At 40.4% G+C, this 17068-nt stretch carries 20 protein-coding genes; 18 read left to right on the forward strand and 2 right to left on the reverse strand.

What is annotated here, in order from left to right:
* Nucleotides 1-2: 2 nt before the first annotated feature.
* Both dnaN and dnaA read right to left on the reverse strand, forming a co-directional pair.
* Nucleotides 3-1103 carry a DNA polymerase III subunit beta gene (gene dnaN / locus ED622_RS08335; protein WP_122033436.1) on the reverse strand — a complete coding sequence of 367 codons (1101 nt, stop codon included), beginning with the start codon at nt 1101-1103 and terminating at the stop codon, nt 3-5.
* A gap of 31 nt (nt 1104-1134) precedes the next feature.
* Entirely contained in the window at nt 1135-2544 is a 1410-nt protein-coding gene (gene dnaA / locus ED622_RS08340) for a chromosomal replication initiator protein DnaA (protein ID WP_122033437.1), read from the reverse strand.
* 294 nt (nt 2545-2838) lie between these two features.
* Here dnaA and ED622_RS08345 point away from each other — a divergent pair, with 294 nt between their 5' ends.
* The 18 genes from ED622_RS08345 (at nt 2839) to atpH (ending at nt 17056) form a co-directional block, all read left to right on the forward strand.
* On the forward strand, nt 2839-3591 hold the full coding sequence (locus tag ED622_RS08345; RefSeq protein WP_122033438.1) for an amino acid ABC transporter substrate-binding protein: 753 nt from the start codon (nt 2839-2841) through the stop codon (nt 3589-3591).
* Nucleotides 3592-3742: 151 nt separating this feature from the next.
* Nucleotides 3743-4414 carry an amino acid ABC transporter permease gene (locus ED622_RS08350; RefSeq protein ID WP_122033439.1) on the forward strand — a complete coding sequence of 224 codons (672 nt, stop codon included), beginning with the start codon at nt 3743-3745 and terminating at the stop codon, nt 4412-4414.
* The gene (locus tag ED622_RS08355) at nt 4411-5148 is read left to right on the forward strand and encodes an amino acid ABC transporter ATP-binding protein (protein WP_122033440.1); all 738 of its coding nucleotides are present in this window, start codon (nt 4411-4413) and stop codon (nt 5146-5148) included. Before ED622_RS08350 ends, ED622_RS08355 begins: the two co-directional genes overlap by 4 nt.
* Nucleotides 5149-5332: 184 nt before the next feature.
* A complete protein-coding gene (gene rpmH / locus ED622_RS08360; protein WP_012548915.1) occupies nt 5333-5467 on the forward strand; it encodes a 50S ribosomal protein L34 in 135 nt (44 codons plus the stop codon).
* A gap of 16 nt (nt 5468-5483) precedes the next feature.
* Entirely contained in the window at nt 5484-5837 is a 354-nt protein-coding gene (rnpA, locus tag ED622_RS08365) for a ribonuclease P protein component (RefSeq protein ID WP_012548914.1), read from the forward strand.
* Entirely contained in the window at nt 5804-6061 is a 258-nt protein-coding gene (gene yidD, locus ED622_RS08370) for a membrane protein insertion efficiency factor YidD (RefSeq protein WP_122033441.1), read from the forward strand. Before rnpA ends, yidD begins: the two co-directional genes overlap by 34 nt.
* A gap of 2 nt (nt 6062-6063) precedes the next feature.
* Nucleotides 6064-7689 carry a membrane protein insertase YidC gene (yidC, locus tag ED622_RS08375; RefSeq protein ID WP_122033442.1) on the forward strand — a complete coding sequence of 542 codons (1626 nt, stop codon included), beginning with the start codon at nt 6064-6066 and terminating at the stop codon, nt 7687-7689.
* A 98-nt stretch (nt 7690-7787) separates the two neighbouring features.
* On the forward strand, nt 7788-9155 hold the full coding sequence (gene mnmE, locus ED622_RS08380; protein WP_122033443.1) for a tRNA uridine-5-carboxymethylaminomethyl(34) synthesis GTPase MnmE: 1368 nt from the start codon (nt 7788-7790) through the stop codon (nt 9153-9155).
* Nucleotides 9156-9215: 60 nt separating this feature from the next.
* Nucleotides 9216-9650 (forward strand): FMN-binding protein MioC, encoded by a 435-nt coding sequence (mioC, locus tag ED622_RS08385; RefSeq protein ID WP_122033444.1) that lies wholly within the window; start codon nt 9216-9218, stop codon nt 9648-9650.
* A 424-nt stretch (nt 9651-10074) separates the two neighbouring features.
* Nucleotides 10075-11964 carry a tRNA uridine-5-carboxymethylaminomethyl(34) synthesis enzyme MnmG gene (mnmG, locus tag ED622_RS08390; protein ID WP_122033445.1) on the forward strand — a complete coding sequence of 630 codons (1890 nt, stop codon included), beginning with the start codon at nt 10075-10077 and terminating at the stop codon, nt 11962-11964.
* A gap of 1 nt (nt 11965) precedes the next feature.
* On the forward strand, nt 11966-12598 hold the full coding sequence (gene rsmG / locus ED622_RS08395; RefSeq protein WP_122033446.1) for a 16S rRNA (guanine(527)-N(7))-methyltransferase RsmG: 633 nt from the start codon (nt 11966-11968) through the stop codon (nt 12596-12598).
* A 17-nt stretch (nt 12599-12615) separates the two neighbouring features.
* Nucleotides 12616-13413: a ParA family protein gene (locus ED622_RS08400; RefSeq protein ID WP_122033447.1), complete on the forward strand. Its 798-nt coding sequence runs from the start codon at nt 12616-12618 to the stop codon at nt 13411-13413.
* Nucleotides 13406-14296: a ParB/RepB/Spo0J family partition protein gene (locus tag ED622_RS08405; protein WP_122033448.1), complete on the forward strand. Its 891-nt coding sequence runs from the start codon at nt 13406-13408 to the stop codon at nt 14294-14296. Before ED622_RS08400 ends, ED622_RS08405 begins: the two co-directional genes overlap by 8 nt.
* 182 nt (nt 14297-14478) lie before the next feature.
* The gene (locus ED622_RS08410; RefSeq protein ID WP_122033449.1) at nt 14479-14868 is read left to right on the forward strand and encodes a F0F1 ATP synthase subunit I; all 390 of its coding nucleotides are present in this window, start codon (nt 14479-14481) and stop codon (nt 14866-14868) included.
* Between the two features lie 8 nt (nt 14869-14876).
* Nucleotides 14877-15674, forward strand: a complete 798-nt coding sequence (gene atpB, locus ED622_RS08415; protein ID WP_122033450.1) for a F0F1 ATP synthase subunit A — start codon at nt 14877-14879, stop codon at nt 15672-15674.
* Nucleotides 15675-15720: 46 nt separating this feature from the next.
* Nucleotides 15721-15978: a F0F1 ATP synthase subunit C gene (atpE, locus tag ED622_RS08420; RefSeq protein ID WP_004411110.1), complete on the forward strand. Its 258-nt coding sequence runs from the start codon at nt 15721-15723 to the stop codon at nt 15976-15978.
* Between the two features lie 56 nt (nt 15979-16034).
* The gene (gene atpF, locus ED622_RS08425; RefSeq protein ID WP_162922486.1) at nt 16035-16505 is read left to right on the forward strand and encodes a F0F1 ATP synthase subunit B; all 471 of its coding nucleotides are present in this window, start codon (nt 16035-16037) and stop codon (nt 16503-16505) included.
* Between the two features lie 17 nt (nt 16506-16522).
* Complete coding sequence (atpH, locus tag ED622_RS08430) at nt 16523-17056, forward strand: F0F1 ATP synthase subunit delta (RefSeq protein WP_122033452.1); 534 nt, start codon at nt 16523-16525, stop codon at nt 17054-17056.
* The last annotated feature ends 12 nt before the right edge of the window (nt 17057-17068 follow it).

The raw sequence follows: 17068 nt of genomic DNA on the forward strand, positions 1-17068 counted from the left end.
TCTTATAGACGAATTGGCATAACAACATATTGTGCTTCATCATTAGCGCAATCTTCTACTAACGCACTTGCATTCGCAGTTGTCATTGAGATTCGTACACGCTCACATTTTAATGTATTCAATACATCGATAACATAGCTAACATTAAAACCGATCTCGATATCATCGCCCTGGAAATCAACGTCTAAGATTTCTTCTGCTTCTTCTTGCTCAGGGTTATTTGCAGTAATACGCATTTGGTTGTTCGCTAAATTAACACGAACCCCACGGAATTTCTCATTCGATAAGATCGCCGCTCGAGCAAATGCTTGGCGCAACTCATCACAATCCGCTTCTAATGTTTTGTTGCTGCTTTGCGGCATTACACGTCGATAATCAGGAAAACGTCCATCAACAAGCTTAGAAGTAAAAACAAAATTATTCACTTCAGCTCGTACATTCGAATTACCAAACTGTAAAGTAACACTCTGATCTGGTGAGTCAAGTAGACGAACCAGCTCTTGGATGCCTTTGCGTGGCATGATCACTTGTTGTTCAGGAAGCTCAGACTCTACAGGCATATTACATACTGCCATTCGGTGACCGTCGGTTGCTACAGAACGGAAGATATTGCCTTGCGTTTCAAACATCATACCATTGAGGTAGTAACGAACATCTTGGTTCGCCATTGAAAATTGTGTGCTTTCAATTAGCTTGCGAAGCTGTGCCTGAGAAAGGGTAATTTCTACCTCACTCTGCCAACCTTCAATATTTGGAAAGTCATTAGCCGGTAATGTTGCCAATGTGAATCGACTGCGGCCAGAACGAACTAATACACGATCGCCTTCCAATATAATAGTAATCGTTGCGCTGTCAGGCAAACCACGACAAATGTCTAGGAACTTACGCGATGGAACCGTCACGGCACCCGCTTCAAAATCACCTTCCAGAGTAATTCGACTGATCAGCTCTACTTCTAAATCGGTTGCGGTCATTGAAAGTTGACCATTTTCTACCTGAAGTAAGATATTACCTAAGATTGGCAATGATGGACGGCCACCTAGGGCACCAGATACTTGTTGCAGTGGCTTTAATAGCAAGCTGCGTTCAATAGAAAATTTCATAATACTCGTTTATTTAAAAGTAGATAATGACTTACGATGATAACGTTCGGATTAAGTTAGAGTAGTCTTCTTTTATATCATGACTCTCTTCACGTAATTGCGCTATTTTACGACAAGCATGAAGTACTGTTGTATGGTCTCGACCACCAAATGCATCACCGATCTCAGGTAAGCTGTGGTTGGTTAATTCTTTTGATAACGCCATCGCCAATTGACGTGGACGAGCAACAGAACGAGAACGACGCTTAGAAAGTAAATCCGCCATTTTGATCTTGTAGTACTCAGCAACGGTTTTTTGAATATTATCGATCGTGACTAACTTTTCTTGAAGTGCTAATAAATCTCGTAGAGCTTCACGTACAAAATCAATCGTAATTGCGCGACCAGTAAAATTTGCATTGGCAATTACACGGTTTAATGCCCCTTCTAATTCACGCACATTTGAGCGTAAACGTTTTGCAATAAAGAAAGCAACTTCATCGGCCAGATGAATCTGATGATCTTCTGCTTTCTTCATTAAGATAGCAACACGTGTTTCTAATTCTGGCGGTTCAATCGCAACCGTAAGACCCCAACCAAAGCGAGACTTAAGACGGTCTTCAACCCCATTGATTTCTCTTGGGTATTTATCTGATGTCAGAATAATTTGTTGATTGCCTTCCAATAGCGCATTAAAGGTATGGAAGAACTCTTCTTGCGAACGCTCTTTATTCGCAAAAAATTGAATATCATCGATAAGTAATGCATCAACACTGCGGTAATAACGTTTGAATTCTTCAATCGCATTATTTTGCAGTGCTTTAACCATATCTTGCACAAAACGTTCAGAGTGCATGTATACCACTTTAGCATCTGGTTTACGTTCAAGAATCGCATTACCAACCGCTTGCAATAAGTGGGTTTTACCTAAGCCAGTTCCACCATATAAGAAAAGTGGATTATACGCCGTTCCTGGGTTATCAGAGACTTGGCGAGCAGCAGCTAAACCAAGCTGGTTTGACTTACCTTCAACGAAGTTAGTAAATTTATGCTTAGGGTTAACATTAGAACGGTGATTTAAATCAGCAGATGCAGGCTCAGCTCCCTGAGATTCCCATGGCTTATTCACTGATTGTCGAGCTTGAAGCTGTGCAGGAGCTGAAGTTGAGGCAGCAACATCTGCAGCCGTTCTTTTTGGCTCTAGTGGAGCAGATACAGGCTTGCTTCCTACTTCAAAACGTAAAGTAGGAACATCACTACCGCAGAACTCATTTAATAATGAGTTAATGCTATTTAGGTATTTATCACGAACCCAATCCAATACGAAGCGGTTCGGCGCAAATAGCGTAAGGGTATTGTCATTTAATTCAGCTTGCAGTGGTCTAACCCACATGCTGAATTCTGCGGAAGGTAATTCTTCTTGAAGGCGCTGTAAACACTGCAGCCAAAGCGATGAAGACACGGACAACCCCACTCATAAATATTAAAAAAGGTCGCTAATTTTATACTGTGGATAACTATTGTGCCAGTGTTAGATCGATGATCCAGTGAATAAGATCGGAGTTATTCACACTGATCACGCTTTTTTACCTAGATCAACACACTTTTTACCTGAGTTATACCCAAAACCATCAACAATGGATAAAAAATAAACGCTATTAATCGTTTAGTTATTATAAATAACCAGAGGGTATTTAGAGGTCAATCGCAAAAAAAGTATTATGTTCACTACTGATGAATAATGGGAGTATCAATCATGAAATGGACAAAGAACATTCTTACAGGATTAGCGTTAACCTTAGCCGCGACACAATTTGCACAAGCGGCAACTGAAGTAAAAGTAGGGATGTCTGGTCGTTATTTCCCATTCACCTTTGTTAAGCAAGATAAACTGCAAGGTTTTGAAGTCGATTTATGGGATGAGATCGGTCGCCGTAATGACTATCAAGTTGAATACGTAACGGCGAGCTTTTCGGGCTTATTTGGCTTATTAGAAACCGGTCGTATTGATACGATTTCAAACCAGATTACCAAAACAGAAGCGCGTGAAGCAAAATACCTTTTTGCAGACCCTTATGTTGTCGATGGTGCGCAAATTACCGTTCGTAAAGGTAACGACAGTATCAAGGGCATTGATGACTTAGCAGGTAAAACAGTTGCTGTTAACTTAGGCTCTAATTTTGAGAAGTTACTGCGAGATAACGACAAATCTGGTCAAATAAACATTAAAACGTACGATACTGGTATTGAACATGATGTGGCACTAGGCCGTTCAGATGCGTTTGTGATGGATCGTCTATCAGCAGCTCAACTGATTAAAAAATCAGGATTACCACTACAGCTTGCAGGTGAACCATTTGAAACGATCGAGAATGCATGGCCGTTCGTAAAAGATGAAAAAGGCCAAAAGCTTCAACAAGAAGTGAATAAGGCTTTAGCTGAGATGCGTGAAGATGGAATACTCGCTAAAATATCTCAAAAATGGTTTGATGCTGATGTAACAAAGTAAGCCATACTTATTACTAAGTAAGCATTTACTTTCGTAAACAATAAAGCCCACTATCATAACGTAGTGGGTTTTGTGTTTATTGCTTATCAAATATATATAGTCAACACTGTTTACTCATCACTTTTCTTATACTAAATAACAGAGAGACATCATGGGATTTGATTTTGCGTATATGATTGAACTCCTACCTATACTATTTAAGTATTTAGGTACGACATTAGAAATGGCGATATGGGGGTTATTCTTTGCACTGGCTCTGGCGTTAGTACTGGCTAACTTAAGAGTATTTAAAGTGCCTGTATTGGATCAACTTAGCCAGCTGTACATCAGCTTTTTTCGAGGAACACCACTACTGGTTCAATTGTTCCTACTTTATTATGGTTTACCGCAGGTATTTCCAATTTTTGTTGGCTTAGATGCCTTTAGTGCGGCAGTTATTGGATTAACTCTTCACTTTGCTGCCTATATGGCTGAGAGTATTCGTGCCGCTATCATTGGCGTTGATCGCAGTCAGATGGAAGCTAGCTTATCTATCGGCATGACAACGCCTCAAGCGATGCGTCGTATTATTCTTCCTCAAGCGACTCGAGTGGCTTTGCCCTCTTTAATGAATTATTTCATTGATATGATCAAATCCACCTCTTTAGCCTTTACGCTTGGGGTGTCTGAAATAATGGCTAAAGCACAAATGGAAGCCTCTTCCAGCTTTAAGTTTTTTGAAGCCTTCCTAGCAGTCGCTCTAATCTATTGGGGTGTCGTCGTTATTCTTACCCGAGTACAAACTTGGGCTGAAACCAAACTTAATAAGGCCTATGTACGATGATAAAAATAACGAATCTACATAAAAGCTTTGGTGATACCGAAGTTCTTTCAGGTATAGACCTAACGATCAATAAAGGTGAGATAATTGCCATTATCGGCTCTAGTGGTACGGGGAAATCAACCCTACTAAGATGTGTGAATTTTCTTGAAACTGCAGACAAGGGCATCATAAGTATTGATGATGTCAGTGTGGACAGTGAAAAAAATACCAAAGCAGAAATATTAGCTTTACGACGAAAAACAGGCTTTATCTTCCAAAACTATGCCTTATTCTCTCATTTAACCGCTCGACAAAATATTGCTGAAGGCCTAATAACTGTCCACAAGTGGAACAAGGCTGATGCTCTTAGAAAAGCCCAGCAAATATTAGATGATATAGGCCTTGGCGATAAGGGCGATAACTACCCTGCGGCCCTCTCTGGAGGCCAACAGCAGCGAGTAGGTATTGGTCGTGCAATGGCTCTTGAAGCAGAGCTATTATTGTTTGATGAACCCACGTCAGCACTCGATCCGGAGTGGGTTAGCGAGGTTCTCGCATTAATGAAAAAATTAGCGACTCAACACCAAACGATGCTGGTTGTAACTCACGAAATGCAATTTGCCAAAGAAGTCGCCGATAGAGTTATCTATATGGCCGATGGAAAGATCGTCGAACAAGGGACTCCTGAACAAATTTTTGGTTATCCACAGGATCCAAAATTACAAAAATTCTTGAATCAAGTCGGGATCGCATAAAGATCCTTGCGCTCTCGCTCACAAAACGTATAATTCATCGTCCGGAAAATACGTGGAACCTCTTATTGACTATTTTTCTGTCAATGATTACAATTCCGCCTCTTTGTTGAGAGGCGTCGGAATGTACGTCCCACGCCGGGTTTAAATTAAACCTATAACTACTGATCAGTAATAAGGTAATACCATGAAACGCACTTTCCAACCTTCAGTTCTTAAGCGTAAACGTTCTCACGGCTTCCGTGCTCGTATGGCAACTAAGAACGGTCGTAACACAATCAACGCTCGTCGTGCTAAAGGCCGTAAGCGTCTATCTAAGTAATCAATAGATTATTTTGATGAATTACGACTTCTCTCGGGAGTTACGCTTGTTAACTCCCGAAGATTACAAATCAGTCTTCAAGCAAGCTCATCGAGCCGGCTCACCTCACTTCACCATTCTTGCCAGAGAAAACTCACTATCACACCCTCGTTTAGGTCTTGCTGTTCCTAAGAAGCAAATTAAAACTGCTGTTGGTCGCAATAAGTTTAAACGTATTACACGTGAAAGTTTCCGCAATAAGCAACATTCCTTACCTGCGAAAGACTTTGTGGTTATCGCTAAAAAGAGTGCTCAAGAACTGAGTAACGAAGACTTTAACAAGCTATTAGATAAATTATGGCATCGCCTGTCTCGCCCTTCTCGTGGATAGCAATCGGTCTAATCCGTTTTTATCAACTCGTCATCAGTCCAATGATTGGACCTCGCTGTCGATTTACTCCAACGTGTTCACATTATGCAATTGAAGCACTAAAGTCACACGGTTTAGTAAAAGGGTGTTGGCTAACTGGCAAACGTCTATTAAAATGTCATCCTTTGAATGATGGGGGCTATGACCCCATCCCACCCAAGCAGCATAAAGACAGAGAACAATAACGATGGATACCCAACGTAATATTCTGTTGCTAGCACTGGCTTTAGTTTCTTTTTTACTTTTCCAACAATGGCAAGTAGAAACTAATCCGCAGCAACCAGCTACAGTTAGTACCGTTCAACAAACACAGACGGATGGTGATGTTCCAACTTCTTCAACAGCAAACAGTGATACTCCAGCAGATTCAGCACAGTCTGATAAGCTGATTACAATCACAACTGATGTGCTTACTTTAAAAGTAGATACGTTGGGTGGTGACATCATTGAATCTGTTCTTAATAAATACGATGCAGAACTAGACTCTAAAGCAAAATTCGTTCTTCTTAGAAACGATGCTGATCACAGCTATATTGCTCAAAGTGGTTTAATCGGTCCTCAAGGCATCGATTCAAACGCTGGTCGTGCACAATTTACAGCGCAAAAAACAGATTATGTTTTAGCGGATGGCCAAAACGAATTACGCGTTCCGTTAACATTGGTGAAAGATGGTATTACTTATACTAAAACACTAGTGCTTAAACGTGACAGCTACGCTATTGATGTTGATTATACGGTTGATAACCAATCTTCAGCACCTGCAACAGTAGAAATGTACGCAAACCTAAAGCAAAACTTATTGGATGACGGCGGCAGTTTAACAATGCCTACGTACCGTGGTGGTGCTTACTCTACTGAAGATACACGCTATAAAAAATACAGCTTTGACGACATGGAAGATAAGAACTTATCTATCGACATGACAAATGGTCAAGGTTGGGCGGGTATGCTACAACACTATTTCGCATCAGCTTGGATCCCACGTAACGTGAATGACGCAACACTAACATCACGTGTTGCTGGCGATTACGGTTACATTGGCGTTCGTATGCCTTCGGTAACAATTCCTGCTGGTCAAGAAGCGACGCTTACAGCAACGCTTTGGACTGGTCCAAAACTTCAACCAGAAATGGCTGCAACTGCTAAATACTTAGACTTAAGTGTTGATTACGGTTGGTTATGGTTCATCGCTTCTCCTCTTCACAAACTACTGTCTTTCATTCACGGTATTGTTGGGAACTGGGGTCTGGCGATCATGTTCTTAACGTTCATCGTTCGTGGTGCAATGTACCCACTAACGAAAGCACAATACACGTCAATGGCTAAAATGCGTATGCTTCAACCTAAGTTGACTGCAATGCGTGAACGTATTGGTGATGACCGCCAACGTATGAGCCAAGAAATGATGGAGCTTTATAAGAAAGAAAAAGTAAACCCACTAGGTGGCTGTTTACCAATAGTTCTTCAAATGCCAATCTTCATTTCTCTGTACTGGGCACTAATGGAATCAGTTGAACTTCGTCATTCTCCATTCTTTGGTTGGATCACGGATTTATCAGCACAAGACCCATACTACATCCTGCCATTACTAATGGGTGCAAGTATGTTCTTAATCCAGAAGATGAGCCCAACAACAGTAACGGATCCAATGCAACAGAAGATCATGACATTCATGCCTGTAATGTTCACTGTATTCTTCTTATGGTTCCCAGCTGGCCTAGTTCTTTACTGGTTAGTTTCAAACATCGTAACGTTAATTCAGCAAACGCTGATTTACCGTGCTCTTGAGAAAAAAGGCTTACATTCTAAGTAAGTTGAATTTCTAAAGAAGTAAACAAAAGGCGGCCTATGGTCGCCTTTTTTGTTTTATCGGCTTACAATATGCTCAAGCAATAGACATTAAGAATAATCATGACATTACATACAGACACCATCGTTGCACAAGCAACAGCACCAGGCCGAGGCGGCGTAGGCATCATTCGTGTATCCGGACCTAAAGCTCAACAAGTCGCTTTAGAAGTGGTAGGAAAGACCCTTAAACCTCGCTATGCAGAATACACCCCATTTAAAAATGATAATGGCCTTGAACTCGATCAAGGGATTGCACTTTACTTCCCTAACCCTCATTCATTTACCGGTGAAGATGTTTTAGAGCTTCAAGGACATGGTGGTCCTGTTGTCATGGATATGCTGATTAAACGCATCTTAAAAATTGATGGCGTTCGCCCTGCTCGACCTGGCGAATTTTCAGAAAGAGCTTTTTTGAATGATAAAATGGATTTAGCTCAAGCCGAAGCCATTGCCGATTTAATCGATGCAAGTTCTGAAGAAGCAGCAAAATCTGCATTAAATTCACTACAAGGTGTCTTTTCAAATAAAATTAACACCTTAGTTGAATCCCTTATTTACCTTCGAATTTATGTTGAAGCCGCCATTGATTTCCCAGAAGAAGAGATCGACTTTTTAGCTGATGGCAAAGTCAGTGGTGATTTACAAGGGATCATTGATAACCTTAATGCCGTTCGCCAAGAAGCTAATCAAGGGGCGATCATGCGTGAAGGGATGAAAGTCGTTATTGCTGGACGCCCTAATGCAGGTAAATCTAGCCTACTAAATGCCTTATCAGGTAAAGACAGCGCTATCGTTACTGATATCGCAGGAACCACGCGTGATGTACTCAGAGAGCACATTCACATTGATGGTATGCCTTTGCATATCATTGATACTGCTGGCCTTCGTGAAGCCTCTGATGAAGTAGAGCGTATTGGTATTGAACGAGCATGGGATGAAATTGCTCAAGCCGATCGCGTTTTATTTATGGTTGATGGCACAACCACTGACGCAACAGACCCTAAAGTAATCTGGCCAGAGTTTCTTGATCGCTTACCTAAAAACATGGGCATGACAGTGATCAGAAATAAAGCGGATCAAACCGGTGAAGATCTAGGTATTTGCCACGTTAACGATCCTACCCTTATTCGTTTGTCTGCAAAAACGGGGGAAGGTGTCGATGCTTTACGTCTGCATTTAAAAGAATGTATGGGTTTCTCAGGTAATCAAGAAGGTGGCTTTATGGCTCGCCGTCGTCACCTAGAAGCGTTAGAGAAAGCGGCTCAGCATCTTGATATAGGCCAACAACAACTTGAAGGTTACATGGCCGGTGAGATCCTGGCAGAAGAGCTTAGAATTGCACAACAGCATCTTAGCGAGATCACAGGAGAATTTACTTCAGATGATCTACTAGGTCGAATATTTACCTCTTTCTGTATCGGTAAATAATCCCCCAAATCACACCAACAATCATGGGCTATTATGGCCCATTTTTTATAGGAAAAATTCATGAAAAACGTATCTATTATTACAGGAAGCACCCTTGGTGGCGCTGAGTACGTTGGCGATCACCTTGCCGATTTATTAGAAGAGATGGAGTTTGCGACAGATATCCATAATCAACCAAATTTGAATGAAATAGACATAGATAGTCTCTGGATTATTGCCATATCCACCCATGGTGCTGGTGATTATCCAGACAATATAAAGCCTTTTATTCAACAACTCACAGAGCAAGCTCAACATCTTTCAAAAGTCTCGTTTGCTATCGTTGCTATTGGTGATTCAAGCTATGACACCTTCTGTGCAGCAGGAAAATCATTACAAAATACATTGATTGAATTAGGTGCGATAGAGAAATTCCCACTTTTAGAGATAGATGTAACTCAACATAGTATTCCTGAAGAGCCTGCTGAATTGTGGTTAAAACAACATATTTGTTAATTTTTTGTATGTATTTATCAGTTAAAGTTATTAAATAGAAAACTGCTACTATGTGGATAACTAGGCAATGATCCAGTGATCAAGTTATAGTTATCCATTGAATAAGATCTAACGCCCTACCCCCTTGTGGATAAGTACTTCTTTTATCCTCAAGCAGTCCGATCGAAGATCAAAGATTCATCACAACTTAGGATCTTACTAAAGTATATGATCCTATTGATCATTTACTACTTATCCACAGAGATCGACGATCTATATAATAGATCTAATAAGAGATCTCTTTAAAAGATCTTATATATATTAAGTGATCTTTATTTTTTGAACTTCGTCACTTTTTCATTTCTTTCCAAGCTAGAAAAAGGGTAAAATGGATCTCTTAAAATTAAATTCTTCTCACTATTTTCATAACACCTAAGGTCAACTCATGTTTTACCAAGAAAACTTTGATGTCATTGTTATTGGCGGTGGTCATGCTGGTACTGAAGCAGCATTAGCAGCTGCAAGAACAGGACAAAAGACACTTCTACTCACGCATAACATCGACACATTAGGTCAAATGTCATGTAATCCTGCTATCGGTGGGATCGGCAAAGGCCATTTGGTAAAAGAAGTGGATGCTTTAGGTGGATTAATGGCACAAGCCACTGATCATGCCGGTATTCAGTTTAGAACACTAAATGCTTCTAAAGGCCCAGCGGTTCGAGCAACACGCGCTCAAGCAGATAGAGCCTTATACAAAGCGTATGTTCGTTCAGTATTGGAAAACCAACCAAACCTAACCCTATTTCAGCAAGCAGTAGATGATCTGATCATTGAAAACGATAAAGTTATCGGTGCTGTTACTCAAATGGGCCTTAAATTCCGTGCTAAATCCGTTGTATTAACGGCTGGTACCTTTTTAGGGGGTCAGATACATATTGGCATGGAAAATTTCTCAGGAGGCCGCGCAGGGGATCCTTCTTCGATCACTCTTGCTCAACGTTTACGAGATCGTCCATTTAGGATCGATCGCCTAAAAACAGGTACTCCACCACGTATTGATGCTCGTACTGTAGATTTTTCAAATTTAGAAGCACAGCCAGGTGACAACCCTACCCCTGTATTTTCATTTATGGGTAGCCGTGAGCAACAGCCAAAACAGATCAACTGTTTTATCACTCATACCAATGAAAAAACACACGATGTAATTCGTAAAAACCTTGATCGCAGCCCTATGTATGCTGGCGTTATCGAGGGTATTGGTCCTCGTTATTGCCCTTCAATTGAAGATAAAGTGATGCGCTTTGCAGACAAAGACAGTCACCAAATTTTTATTGAACCAGAAGGTTTAACGACTCACGAATTATACCCAAATGGCATTTCAACCAGCTTACCATTCGATGTTCAATTACAAATTGTTCGCTCAATGAAAGGGTTTGAAAATGCACACATCGTGCGTCCAGGTTACGCAATTGAGTATGATTTCTTTGATCCTCGTGATTTAAAATCAACTTACGAAACCAAATTTATTGAAGGTTTATTCTTTGCTGGCCAAATCAATGGTACAACCGGTTACGAAGAAGCAGCTGCTCAAGGTTTAATGGCCGGTCTTAATGCAAGTTTGTTTGCTCAAGGCAAAGAAGGCTGGAGCCCACGTCGTGATGAAGCGTACATGGGAGTATTAATTGATGATTTATCAACGCTTGGTACTAAAGAACCCTACCGTATGTTCACATCGCGTGCCGAATATCGTTTGTCTTTACGTGAAGATAATGCGGATCTACGTTTAACAGAACAAGGTCGTGAACTTGGCTTAGTTGATGATGCTCGTTGGGCTCGATTTAATGAAAAAGTGGAAAATATTGAAAAAGAGCGTCAACGCTTAAAAGATATTTGGATCAACCCTAAATCAGAAAACATTGATCAAGTGAATTCGATCCTGAAAACACCGATCGTACGTGAAGCAAGTGGAGAGGATCTTCTTCGCCGTCCTGAAGTAACGTATTCAACATTGGTTTCACTGGAAAACTTTGCACCTGCAATTGAAGATTCTCAAGCGTCTGAGCAAGTTGAAATCCAAGTAAAATATGCGGGTTATATTCAGCGTCAACGTGATGAAATTGAAAAATCATTACGCCATGAAAATACAAAACTGCCACTTGATTTGGAATACAGTAAAGTGAAAGGGTTGTCGAATGAAGTTGTTGCTAAATTAAGTGATGCAAAACCAGAAACGCTTGGTATTGCTTCTCGTATTTCAGGCATCACACCGGCTGCAATTTCTATTTTATTGGTTCATTTAAAGAAACACGGTTTATTAAAGAAAGGGGCATAACATGACCGATTTATCACAACAATTCGATCTATTAATTGCTCAAACAGAGCTAACTGTCTCTGAATTGCAAAAAGAACAATTACTTGGCTATGTTGCTCTACTTCATAAATGGAATAAAGCGTATAACTTAACGTCGGTTAGAAACCCAAGTGAAATGGTTATTAAACATATCTTAGATAGTATTGTGGTTAGTCCAAAACTATCTGGTGAGCGTTTTATTGATGTTGGTACGGGTCCTGGTTTACCTGGGATCCCATTAGCGATTATGAATCCTGAGAAATCATTTACTTTGCTAGATAGCTTGGGTAAGCGAATTCGTTTTATTAAACAAGTGATTCACGAATTAAAAATTACCAACGTTACGCCAATCCAAAGTCGTGTTGAAGAGTTTCAACCTGAAGAAAAATTTGATGCAGTCCTAAGTCGTGCGTTTGCATCAATGACAGACATGGTGAATTGGTGTCATCATCTTCCAAAAGAAGAAGATGGTGTGTTTTTGGCATTAAAAGGGATCTACTCAGAAGATGAAGCAAATGATCTTCCTGAATGGTGCTCAGTCAAAGACGTTGCCGCTTTAATTGTTCCCGAGTTAGAGGGCGAAAGGCATTTAGTGACTCTAATCGGAAAAAAATAATGGAATAAGAGGTTAGTGTGGGAAGAGTTATCTCGATTGCGAACCAAAAAGGTGGCGTAGGTAAGACAACAACAGCTGTAAATTTAGCTGCATCTATGGCTGCAACACATCGAAAAGTGTTACTTATTGACCTTGATGCTCAAGGTAACGCCACTATGGCTAGTGGTGTTGATAAATACGATGTGGATGCAACTGCGTATGAGTTGTTGGTTGACGAAGTTCCTTTTGAAAAGGTCGTAATTGAGGAGACCTCTGGCGGTTATGATTTGATAGCAGCAAATGGTGATATCACCGCTGCTGAAATCAAATTAATGGAAGTGTTTGCGCGAGAGGTTCGCTTGCGCAACATGATCTACCCAATTCGTGGTAACTATGATTTCATCTTTATTGATTGCCCTCCTGCTCTAAATCTCCTTACAATTAACGCCATGGCAGCATCGGATTCTGTATTAGTTCCTATGCAGTGCGAATATTATGCACTCGAAGGGCTAACCGCTTTAATTGACACTATTGGTAAATTGGCCGCTGTTGTGAATGCCGATTTAAAGATCGAAGGATTATTAAGAACCATGTTCGATCCTCGCAATCGTTTAGCCAATGATGTCTCTGATCAATTAAAAAAGCATTTTGGTGATAAAGTGTATCGGACTGTCATCCCTCGAAATGTGCGTTTAGCAGAAGCGCCTAGTCATGGTAAACCTGCAATGTATTATGATAAATACTCAAATGGTGCAAAAGCTTACTTAGCTCTTGCCGGAGAGATAATTCGCCGTGACGAAATGGAAAAAGAAAGGGAAACAGAAATTCATGGGTAATAAACGTGGTTTAGGCAAAGGATTAGATGCGCTATTAGCAACAAGTTCACTGGCTCGTGAGAAACAAGCGAGTGCCGAAAAAAGTGAAACACTTTCAAAAGATACTCAATTGGTTGAGCTGGGTATTCATCAGCTTAGTGCTGGACAATATCAACCAAGAAAAACAATGGAAGAAGACGCATTAGAAGAACTTTCAGCTTCCATTCGTTCTCAAGGAATTATTCAACCGATTGTTGTCCGCCAAGTTGCTGAACAACAATATGAGATCATTGCTGGCGAAAGACGTTTTCGTGCCGCAAAGAAAGCCGGCTTAAAACAGGTTCCTTGTGTTGTTAAATCTGTTGAAGATAAAGCGGTTATTGCGATGGCATTAATTGAAAATATTCAGCGTGAAGATTTGAACGTGATTGAGGAAGCGCAAGCACTAGAGCGCTTACAGCAAGAGTTTGAATTAACTCATCAACAAATCTCAGAAGTCATTGGTAAGTCTCGTACAACGGTAACCAACTTGTTGCGCCTTAATGCACTTACAAGTGAAGTTAAAAAACTGGTTGAACAGAAATTACTAGAGATGGGCCATGCTCGTGCGTTATTAGCATTAGAGAGCGAACAACAGATCGAACTTGCTCATTTGGTCATTGAGAAAAAGCTGACGGTTCGTCAAACTGAGCAAAAAGTAAAAGAGTTACTTGCGCCAGAAAAAGAAGAGCAACCTAAAGCTATTGATACCGAAATGATGGCGATTTCAGATAAACTATCATCAACACTTGGCTCAAAAGTAATGATAAGCCGAAATTCATCAGGTAAAGGCAAGGTAACGATTACCTTTGACGAGGCTCACAAATTAGAGCTACTAATCGCAAAGCTAGAAAGCGAAGTGTGATATAAAACAGTGTTTCAAAGTGAAATCGTATTTTACGTCGTAAAAGTTACTGCATTGTTCTCATAAATGTAACTTTTTAATGCTATTTGATTGCATTCATATGGGTGCAACGTATAATTTTTGCAAAATCTTCGTCTTGTGTTGATTTATATCAAGGCAAAGATGCTTTAAAGGAAGAATACATGGTAGTTACGCTAGCGAAACCAGGGCGTTTGCTTGCAAAGCGATTGTTATTGATTCAGCTTAGTGTCACTACAGTTATGGCAATAGGGATGAGCATAGCCGTTAGTGCTAGTTGGGGAATGTCAGCATTAGTTGGTGGTAGTATTTTTATTATCGCTAATTCAGTGTTTTCAAAATGTGCATTTATGTTCAGTGGGGCAAGAGCCGCTAAAATGGTTGCTGCTTTTTTCTATCTGGGTGAAGTGCTTAAAATTCTTATAACAATTGTCTTATTTTCTATTGTTTACGTGTATACGGAGGTGGAACTTGTTCCCCTCAAACTAACCTATTTGCTGGTACTGGGTAGTAATATCTTTGCACCAGTTTTCTTTATTAACAACAGGAAATAGGAAAAGTTATGTCTGCGTCAACGCCTACTGAATATATTAATCATCACCTGCAAAATCTCTCATTAGGGAAATTTGGCATTGTTGATGAATTAAGTTTTTGGAATGTGCATATAGACAGCTTGTTTTTTTCTGTGCTAACAGGGATGTTATTCCTTTGGGTATTTCGCTCTGTAGCTAAGAAATCAACAACTGGAGTACCAGGTAAATTACAGTGTTTCGTTGAAATGGTAGTTGAATTCGTTGATACCAACGTAAAAGAGACTTTCCATGGTCGAAACCCTCTAGTTGCTCCACTAGCTTTAACCATATTTTGTTGGGTAATAATTATGAACGTCATGGATTTAGTTCCAATTGACTTCTTACCTTACTCAGCTGAACAGTTGTTAGGCCTTCCTTATCTTAAGGTGGTTCCTACTGCTGATGTAAACATTACAATGGCAATGGCTCTTGGTGTGTTCGCTTTAATGATTTATTACAGCATTAAAGTAAAAGGACTAGGTGGTTTTGCAAAAGAATTAGCATTACACCCGTTTAACCACTGGATTATGATCCCTTTCAACCTACTTATTGAAGTTGTTTCGCTACTTGCTAAACCTCTTTCTTTAGGCATGCGTCTGTTTGGTAACATGTTCGCTGGTGAAGTGGTGTTTATTCTAATCGCTGCAATGTTACCTTGGTATTTACAATGGGTCGGTGCGTTACCTTGGGCTATTTTCCATATTTTGGTTATCTTAATCCAAGCATTTGTTTTCATGATGTTGACGATAGTTTATATGTCAATGGCTCATGAAGATGGCGATCATTAATCTTAAATTTTTAATACAACTCTATCTATTCAATTGGAGAATATAAATGGAAACCGTTCTTAGTTTTTCAGCTATCGCAGTAGCTATTATTGTTGGTCTTTGTGCTGTAGGTACAGCAATTGGTTTTGCTATTCTTGGTGGTAAGTTTCTGGAAGGCGCAGCTCGTCAACCTGAAATGGCTCCAATGCTACAAGTTAAGATGTTCATCATCGCTGGTCTATTGGATGCGGTTCCAATGATCGGTATCGTAATCGCGCTACTATTCACATTTGCTAACCCATTTGTTGGTCAACTAGCAGGCTAATCTAGCCTTTTGCTAATTGAATTTTTGTAGCTGATTCTTAACGAGGGGTAGCTGTTGTGAATATGAACGCAACTCTGCTTGGTCAAGCAATCGCTTTCGCACTGTTTGTTTGGTTCTGCATGAAATATGTATGGCCACCAATCATGGAAGCGATCGAGGCACGTCAGAAGTTAATTGCTGACGGTTTATCTGCCGCTGAACGCGCAGCTAAAGACCTTGATTTGGCACAAGCCAATGCTTCTGATCAACTGAAAGAAGCAAAGCGCGCTGCAACTGAGATCATCGAACAAGCGAACAAACGTAAAGGTCAAATTTTAGACGAAGCTCGTGAAGAAGCTCTGACAGAACGTCAGAAGATTCTTACACAAGGTGAAGCTGAACTTGAATCTGAACGCAAACGCGCTCGCGATGAACTGCGTAAACAAGTTGCAACTCTGGCTGTGATTGGTGCCGAGAAAATCTTGGAGCGTTCTATTGATGTAGAAGCTCAGAAAGATATTCTTGATAACATCACTGCGAAATTGTAAGTAAAAGGGGCCAAGATATGTCGACAATGACAACCATCGCACGCCCCTACGCGAAAGCAGCTTTTGACTTTGCGGTCGAAAAGAATGAATTGGACCAATGGGTTCAAATGCTAACTTTTTGTTCAGAAGTCACAAAGAATGAAGACGTTGCTCAGTTACTTGATGGTGCTATTGCTCCAGAGAAACTGGCAGAAATCTTTATTTCAATTTGTGGTGAACAATTGAACGAGTTTGGACAGAACCTGATTCATGTAATGGCTGAAAACGGTCGTTTGAAGGTTCTACCTGATGTGTTAGATCAATATATCTTTTTAAAACATGAGTTTGAAAAAATGATTGATGCTGAAGTCATTTCAGCAGTTGAACTAACAGAACAGCAAAAAGCTGACATTAGTGCCAAACTTGAAGCTCGTTTAGAGCGTAAAGTGAAGCTGAATTGTAGCGTAGATGAGGCCCTACTAGCTGGGGTCATAATTCGAGCCGGAGACCTAGTCATTGATAACTCAGCACGTGGTCGTTTGAACCGCCTGAGTGAAACATTGCAGTCTTGATGGGGAATGGAG

Source organism: Aliivibrio sp. EL58, assembly GCF_900312675.1.
Classification (GTDB): Bacteria; Pseudomonadota; Gammaproteobacteria; order Enterobacterales; family Vibrionaceae; genus Aliivibrio.

What these genes read in the sequence shown, in the direction of transcription:
- dnaN (WP_122033436.1), bottom strand. Translation starts at nt 1,103, where the DNA reads ATGAAATTTTCTATTGAACGCAGCTTGCTATTAAAGCCACTGCAACAA.
- atpH (WP_122033452.1), top strand. Translation starts at nt 16,523, where the DNA reads ATGTCGACAATGACAACCATCGCACGCCCCTACGCGAAAGCAGCTTTT.
- mnmE (WP_122033443.1), top strand. Translation starts at nt 7,788, where the DNA reads ATGACATTACATACAGACACCATCGTTGCACAAGCAACAGCACCAGGC.
- ED622_RS08345 (WP_122033438.1), top strand. Translation starts at nt 2,839, where the DNA reads ATGAAATGGACAAAGAACATTCTTACAGGATTAGCGTTAACCTTAGCC.
- rsmG (WP_122033446.1), top strand. Translation starts at nt 11,966, where the DNA reads ATGACCGATTTATCACAACAATTCGATCTATTAATTGCTCAAACAGAG.
- ED622_RS08350 (WP_122033439.1), top strand. Translation starts at nt 3,743, where the DNA reads ATGGGATTTGATTTTGCGTATATGATTGAACTCCTACCTATACTATTT.
- ED622_RS08410 (WP_122033449.1), top strand. Translation starts at nt 14,479, where the DNA reads ATGGTAGTTACGCTAGCGAAACCAGGGCGTTTGCTTGCAAAGCGATTG.
- yidC (WP_122033442.1), top strand. Translation starts at nt 6,064, where the DNA reads ATGGATACCCAACGTAATATTCTGTTGCTAGCACTGGCTTTAGTTTCT.
- rpmH (WP_012548915.1), top strand. Translation starts at nt 5,333, where the DNA reads ATGAAACGCACTTTCCAACCTTCAGTTCTTAAGCGTAAACGTTCTCAC.
- mioC (WP_122033444.1), top strand. Translation starts at nt 9,216, where the DNA reads ATGAAAAACGTATCTATTATTACAGGAAGCACCCTTGGTGGCGCTGAG.
- ED622_RS08355 (WP_122033440.1), top strand. Translation starts at nt 4,411, where the DNA reads ATGATAAAAATAACGAATCTACATAAAAGCTTTGGTGATACCGAAGTT.
- rnpA (WP_012548914.1), top strand. Translation starts at nt 5,484, where the DNA reads ATGAATTACGACTTCTCTCGGGAGTTACGCTTGTTAACTCCCGAAGAT.
- mnmG (WP_122033445.1), top strand. Translation starts at nt 10,075, where the DNA reads ATGTTTTACCAAGAAAACTTTGATGTCATTGTTATTGGCGGTGGTCAT.
- ED622_RS08405 (WP_122033448.1), top strand. Translation starts at nt 13,406, where the DNA reads ATGGGTAATAAACGTGGTTTAGGCAAAGGATTAGATGCGCTATTAGCA.
- yidD (WP_122033441.1), top strand. Translation starts at nt 5,804, where the DNA reads ATGGCATCGCCTGTCTCGCCCTTCTCGTGGATAGCAATCGGTCTAATC.
- atpB (WP_122033450.1), top strand. Translation starts at nt 14,877, where the DNA reads ATGTCTGCGTCAACGCCTACTGAATATATTAATCATCACCTGCAAAAT.
- atpE (WP_004411110.1), top strand. Translation starts at nt 15,721, where the DNA reads ATGGAAACCGTTCTTAGTTTTTCAGCTATCGCAGTAGCTATTATTGTT.